The organism is uncultured Cytophaga sp. (assembly GCF_937863595.1).
Lineage (GTDB): Bacteria > Bacteroidota > Bacteroidia > Cytophagales > Cytophagaceae > Cytophaga.
On the sequence record NZ_CALMGQ010000115.1, the window covers coordinates 1 to 7,581 of the forward strand.

Here is a 7,581-nt window from a genome sequence, read left to right on the forward strand (position 1 = left end):
ATTATATTGATGGTTCTGACAAATTTAATTTTCTAACACATATTAATTATTAGTTTTTTGCTGGCATTCTATACGTACCGCCCTTGTCGGAGTTCCCAAGGCCTCACAAAACAACTAATGATCGCATCATTCCCCTTGGGTCTCCGACAAGCCTATGTTAGAGAGCAATCAGCCAAAACAAAATAACAAACAATTTTTACCACATTTTTATTACACATAAATGCGTTCTTGGCCGATAGCTTGTCGGAGACTCAGTAAAATAGCAGTTGCTCATTGAGCTGATATTTGTTCCCTGAGAACTCCAACAAGGGCGTGAAGAGCCACTTTCGAGGTTGCGCATTGATTAGCTTCAGACACAATCAATACATTCTCGCCCTTGTCGGAGTTCCCAAGGCCTCACAAAACAACTAATGATCGTACCATTCCCCTTGGGTCTCCGACAAGCTTATGTTAGAGAGCAATCAGCCAAAACAAAATAACAAATAATTTTTACCGCATTTTCATAACACATATATGCATTCTTCGCCGACAGCTTGTCGGAGTTCCCAAGGCCTCACAAAACAATTAATGATCGCACCATTCTCCCCTTGGGTCTCCGACAAGCCTTCGTTAGCGAGCTGAAATCAAAAATAAAAAGTAACAATTTTATTCCGTCTCATTTAATTTTGAAACATAAATGCGTTCTACGCAGACAGCTTGTCGGAGACTCAGGAAAATAACAGACGATCACTGAGCAGATATTTGCTGCCTGAGAACTCCAACAAGAGCGTGCGGGATGTATACGTTATGCGAATTGGGGCTTATTGAATCTCGCCCTTGTCGGAGTTCCCAAAGCCTCACAAAACAACTAATGATCGCATCATTCCCCTTGGGTCTCCGATAAGCTTATGTTAGAGAGCAAACATTTAAAATAAATATCCCCCTCTCCCATCTTCGTACTGACTCCGTTAGGAGTCACATTTTATAGCATAACACAAAAATAAAAAATATACGCGCGCTACCGAGGGTAGCAATATATGTTTCACACAAAAAAAAATATCCCTGCGGAATTGTGCGTAGATATGTGGAATAGGTTTCTTTTCTATAAATATGTGACCCTTGCCAGGGTCATTACCTCCTAACAATCATTTATGAAAATCAATTGATGTTGACTTTTAACAAAACATACTTATCTCTATCATATCACTTGTTCACCATTCGAAAGTCTCTGACAGGAAATATATTTTAACATTCAATTCAGATTTTAATCGCAGTCTAAGACTGCAGAATAATAGACACCAGTCCCCACTGTGCTAAGACTGGCGAAAGGTGGAGGGCTACCTGAAAGGTGGGATGGTTTTATTTCATCTAGAAATAATTTGTTATTAAGTATAATGTGTTTACTTTCAAGTTTAAATTTCAATATTTTAAATTTCAATATTTTACATTATGAATATTAACAGAAGATCTTATTTGGTATCCACACTTTTTGAGTGGCTTTTATGGATGGGTGGTTCCATTCTGATTGTTTTTTTATTAAAATGGTGCATTTCCATGTATGGAGGTACCACGTACGAAATGAATGTATGGATTTCGGCTATACTCTATCTGTGGTATGTTTCGAGTATGAGCATCCTTGTGGGAAGTACGTATTTTATTGCCCGTGCTGCACAAACCGATTTGGAAAGAAGGCAAAATCATCCGCAGAAACCAGTAGGCATAAACCTTGACAGCGATTTAGAGCGAATCAAGAAAATCAAAAAGCGAGCAGCCATTTTTGCTATTGTTGTGCACAGTGCCAATGCTTGTTTTGTATATTATATTAGCCGTCATATTCCAGGGATCACGCCAGAATTTAGAATCTATGCTACATTAGGTGTTTTGGCGATTGCGGTTATCAAGCCTGGCTTTTCAGCGATTAATACGTTGCGACAAGAAATTTTGGGCATGCAAGAAGCTGCCGATTATCCGATTAAAAGCGTAGCAGAACTATGGCTAAAAGTGGAGCAGTTTGGTGATTACGAACAACGTATAGAAAGAATCTTAGAAGACATAGGAGAAGCTAAACAGTCGTATGACGAAATGTTGGAAGAAAAATTGACGGAAATTGAACAAAGTCTGGAATCTTATAAAACAAAATTACATCAGGATTTTGAGCAAGAATTGGTCTTAATCAAATCTTCGGATACAATAAGGGAAAATGCCTACCGCGAATTGAAACAAGCGCAATTGCCTATCACAAAAGAAATCAGCAAAATATTGGCTTCCATACAGTCGCTGAAGGATTTTGTAATCGAACTAAGAGACAAAAATATCAAAGGCGAGCAATTGATGTCGGCACTGAAAGAGTTCGGAATCGATTCTTTAGCCGATTTGAATGTAACGTTTAAGAAGTCGGTGGTGGATAGTAATCCGAAGCTTTAGTATTATAAAATTAAATACATTCCTCTCTTTGTTTTTTATTACTAACAAAGGGAGGAATAATTTTTCTTCCATCTATGCTGGCGCCCTCTCTTCGCACCTTCCGCCCTTGAAGGAGTTTCCAAGGCCTCACAAAACAACTAATGATCGTACCATTCCCCTTGGGTCTCCGACAAGCTTATGTTAGAGAGCAATCAGCCAAAACAAAATAACAAATAATTTTTACCGCATTTTCATAACACATATATGCATTCTTCGCCGACAGCTTGTCGGAGACTCAGGAAAATAACAGTCACTCATTGAGTAGAAATTTGTTCCCTGAGAACTCCAACAAGGGCGTGAGTCAAACCACATAAATTACTGTACCTATTAAATAGTTTAATTTTTTACACATCGAACAGAGTAGCCATATCTGTATTCATAAGAATTGCGTGATGTGCCTAAGCTGCCGCTTGAATACCAGTTTCGTATCCATGCTTTCGTTGTACCATTAATTGTTGATGTCCAATAATAAACAGCGTAATTATAATTTGAAAATGAGCTGTAGTTTGAACGAAAACCTGTCGGCTTTGCATTAAATCCTGCACGGTTATTCAGACTTATATTATTGCCCACATCTCCTGTTGTTGAACTAACATAAGGCCAATCTGAAACCATATTTGACGACAACGATTTTGAAATTTTATTTTCAGTAAGCGAACCGTCGAAATTAAATCCATTTCCAATCAGGTAATTTTCTAATTGTGTCCATTCAGCATCTGTTGGTACATGCCAAGCAACAGGGCAAAGCTTATTGGTTTGCACTGCATAGAAATTATATAATGCTCCGAAAGAACTATTTGTAACAGAATCGTTATTATACCAGCAGTAAGCAGGAGATGATAATGATGCCCAAGCATAGAGGTCGGCAGCCGATGGTATGGCTGTATTATCATTAAATTTAGCTGTTTTTAAATTGTCGGCCATCCATGTTTGTGATCCTATCGTAACTGTTCTATAAACATTCCCTTGAATATCCTGCACTGCATTACTGCTTGAAATTACTTGAAGTGAATCTGTTAATAATTGTAAATTATAGCAATCATCACTACCGCCGCTCAACGATATGAGATACTTTCCAACAGGGCTGTTTAAGGTTGCAGTCGTAGTAATCGTTGGGAGTACATCTATTTTGGAACTATTGTCTCCATAAGAAAACCCTGTTCCGCCGATAGGAATTACAGGATTTTCAGTTCCCTGTATTTTCACTACTGGATTAGGCTTTAATGTTATGGTCTTCTTGCGTACTGTAACCGTTATCGTTTTACTGAATGCAGGATAGTCTATTGTTGCAGAAAATGTAACCTTTACTAAAGCTGTGCCAGCCTTTTTAATTTTAAAAAAGCCTATAGAGTTGGAGGAATTGTCTAGAGATACTGCATCTCCGCTGACAATACTGTAAATTGCTTCGGTAACAACATTACTTTGTGCCTGAAATATTATTCCTTCGTAACCATATATAGATATGTTGCCGTATTCTACTGAAGTATCTTTAAAATTAGTTACAGTAAATACCGTATCATTTTTCAAACAACGTACTGAATATCCATAATTCAATAAGCTTGTTGATGTTTTAGTAAAGCCAGCATTTGAAGCAGCGAGTTCTGTATAATATGCGCCTGAACTAGATCTACTACTCGTCCACCAATCGGTATAGCTATTTAATAAATAATATACTCCAGTGCCGGTTCTTAAGCCTGCACCAACTGCATTAAACATACTGGAATTGGTAGCACCTACATTAGGAGATACCCAAACAGATGGATCCACACTTTTTAATTTACCACCTAAACCCGGGCCTAAATAATTAACAAGTGTATCCCAATCATCATACGTTGGCACATGCCAGCCAACCGGACACAATTGTTTTGTGTTAACTGAATAGTAATTATACAAGCCACCATACTTCGCAGAATTAGCCACAGAGTCGTTATTATACCAAGACACACCAGCAGTAGTTAAGGCATTGTATGCATTTGCATCTGTAAGATTTGAAATCTTAGTACCATCTCGAAGTTTCGTTGTTCGTAAATTTTCTGTCATCCATATTTGAGAACCAATAACAACTGTATTATACGTATTGCCATCTATGTCTTTTGCTGGTGCATATGGTATAGGTCCGGGGTTATTTACTGATAATATCCCATTCACAAATACATATTTATAATTTGGATTTGGACTTGTACCTGACGCAACTATTGGATATTGACCTATTGGACTATTGATTGTAGCAGTAGTTGTGAATGTTAAATATTGCCCGAAAATACTTCCGTCAGATGAGTACGCACCTTCACCGTTTGCAAAACCAGTGGGAATGATGGAATTATAAGTAGGATTAGGTTTTCCTACTAGTTTAGATTGATTGCCTACTTTAATTGTTAGTGTTCGAGGTGCAATTACCAAATAAGCAAAAAATGAATTTTCATCATAAATGTCCGTTGCCGCTGAAGTAACTTTTATTTTTACTTTCCCAGCATTTAAGATAGATGTATAACCATTGGAGTAAATAGTTGCTGCTGTACCACTATCAACAGCATATGTAAAGATAGTGCCTGAGATTGTGCTAACAGCATTCAACATAAACTCAGCATCTCCGTATGTTTTTGATAGATTGACCATAGATATCGATGGAACAGTATTCTTAACACATCTTACTGAATTTCCATTTTCATTATAATCATAAGGAATTGAACTATATGATTGACTCACTGTCCATATATGACTTGCCTGAACGGACCATTGAGTTGTACTCCAAAAATAAGCATACGTGCCCATGTCATGAAAATTTGAACTTCTATATCCACTCGGAAACATACTAAACCCACTTTCATTTGTAGCTTCTGTATTTGGCGCATCCCAATAGTCCGTGCCCGGAATTCTCAATTCCCCATCTTTATTTACACTAGGAAATTCATAATTATTCGGCACATGCCAACCAATTGGACATAGTTTTTTAGTATCAACCGTAAACCAGTTATACAATGCCCCATTATGTGCCAAATTGGTTGCCTTGTCATTATTGTACCAACACATAGCAGCTGTAGTTGATGAACTCCAAGCTGCATTGTCGGTAATTTCATTAATATGAACTCCATTATTTAAAGTTGTCACTTTAAGATTTTCAGCCATCCAGATCCGATCTCCTATTCGTATTGTACGATATATATTCCCATCAATATCTTTCAGACGTCCGAATTTATCGTATCGATTGAGGCTATCTAACTGTGATAATGCTTCTTTATAAATAGCTACATTATTTTTATAAAAAAAGATAGAATCAATACTGCCATTTGATCTAAATATAATCGTATCTATTTGGTTAAATCCGAATTCCTTAAACGTCATTCCAGATTTATAAACAAACAATGAGTCTTGAAATTGAGCAAAAGCACCATTTATAATGAATGCAAAAATGCTTATTAAAATTATTTTTTTCATTTGTCTAAAAATAAATTATTCTTTTATGATTCTGATAAAAGATTGATTAGCCCCTTGCTGTATCTTGCATATATAGACCCCTTGGGACAAGCCGCTTACATCAATACTGCCTTCCTTTGCTATAGTCTGGCTCAGTACAAATTCACCTATAACATTTAGAATGTCGACTCTAATACTCTCAACAGATTGCACAAATAACCTTTCGTTCACAGGGTTTGGGTAAAACCTAATTCCAGTTGGGGTGGCATTCATTAGTGAGGTTGTAACAGGATCTGTTGGTGCATCTATAAATTCAGTAAAACTCAAGTATCTCAGATTTGATATTGGATAAACAGTCTTACTATTATCTGTTTGCACAACAGTAACATTACCATCTTGAAAACTGATTGCTTGTAAATGTGTTAAAGAAACCTGTGTTTGAACTCCAGACTTTTCTTTAATATATAAATCAGTCTGTGCATGAATTTTTGTTGTGATTATTCCTGAAAATAAAATAGCAGCAAAAACTTTAGTTAAATACCCCATTGCAAATTGTTTAAAATAAAAAGTACATTTTGTTTCAATTATCCAGACAAATATACTTTAATTTATATTAAAATCTCACCTTTTTGAATACACTAAGATGAGATTTTAATATAAGTAAGACCTTCATTTTGAGATAAATAAAACACTAGAGTGTATTTCCCCACCCATATTATCACTCACCACTTCTCACCTTACCACGGCCCAACCCGTTGTTGTGCCAGCGGCCAACAAAATTGTACTGTTTGATGTTACGTAAAACTATTTATGAGTGCATGAATGCAAGAAGATGCAGCATCACAGAGCAGTGGATTGTTGGCCAGAAAAGTTACAATAATAGTAGATTTTTAGGATGGAAAGAAGAAAATATATCTGATAATAATTTATCGCAGCTGGGTACTAATATGGTCTATTTGTCTGAATTGGGATTTATTGGATTAATGGACAAAATGGATTGTGTCATCCATGTTGGCTTAATAACATTTTCGCTAAGGCTGCTATTCGCTAGTCTCTACCGATATCATATTTATCTTTGATTCGAATAAAAAACATATATGAAAATATTACTACTTTCAATTACAGCAATCGTTATCTTCTTTTCAAGTTGTTCAACTGAAGAAACAACTACTCAAACTCAGAGTCCTATGATGATTGATTCCCTTCAAAACGACACTATTCAACAAAGCGAAAAACAAGAAGCGCATTCAGGCAACATCTCTGATACGATACTTGAAGATGGTTGTTATGCTATTGATCAGACTAATACGAACATTCAAAAGAGTTTCTATGGCCACGAGATATTAAACATTCAGAAAGAATCAGTTATTTCACTTGCCGATGTAAATGATATTCAATCTGAATTATTTATAGATGGTATTGACACAGCTCTTGTAATTACTTTCTCTCTCAATAAAAATGTCGAAGCGGCATGGCAAAAAATCATCAGCAATTCTAAAAATGAGAGTGTCTACTTTGCACTTGATGATGAATTAGTAAACATTCATAATGTATTCACTGATTCCGAACATAAAAAGGCCACTTACTTACAATTATTTCTTGGCTATAGCGATTTCACGGGTCAGGTAAAAAAGCTGGGGAGTAACTGATAAAATATTAACTTTACAGGCATAAATTTCACTACACATTTCTTATGTTCTCCCAGATATTCCCTGAAGAATTGAC

The 7,581-nt window shown here is 36.2% G+C and carries 4 protein-coding genes; 2 read left to right on the forward strand and 2 right to left on the reverse strand.

Annotated features, from left to right (window positions below):
* Positions 1 to 1,428 precede the first annotated feature (1,428 nt).
* Positions 1,429 to 2,403 carry a hypothetical protein gene (locus Q0543_RS10145; RefSeq protein WP_299252203.1) on the forward strand — a complete coding sequence of 325 codons (975 nt, stop codon included), beginning with the start codon at positions 1,429 to 1,431 and terminating at the stop codon, positions 2,401 to 2,403.
* A gap of 375 nt (positions 2,404 to 2,778) precedes the next feature.
* On the opposite strand, the gene Q0543_RS10150 is transcribed toward Q0543_RS10145, so the two are convergent.
* The gene (locus Q0543_RS10150) at positions 2,779 to 5,877 is read right to left on the reverse strand and encodes an FISUMP domain-containing protein (RefSeq protein ID WP_299252206.1); all 3,099 of its coding nucleotides are present in this window, start codon (positions 5,875 to 5,877) and stop codon (positions 2,779 to 2,781) included.
* Between the two features lie 15 nt (positions 5,878 to 5,892).
* Complete coding sequence (locus Q0543_RS10155) at positions 5,893 to 6,402, reverse strand: T9SS type A sorting domain-containing protein (protein WP_299252209.1); 510 nt, start codon at positions 6,400 to 6,402, stop codon at positions 5,893 to 5,895.
* Between the two features lie 551 nt (positions 6,403 to 6,953).
* Here Q0543_RS10155 and Q0543_RS10160 point away from each other — a divergent pair.
* On the forward strand, positions 6,954 to 7,505 hold the full coding sequence (locus tag Q0543_RS10160; RefSeq protein ID WP_299252212.1) for a hypothetical protein: 552 nt from the start codon (positions 6,954 to 6,956) through the stop codon (positions 7,503 to 7,505).
* The last annotated feature ends 76 nt before the right edge of the window (positions 7,506 to 7,581 follow it).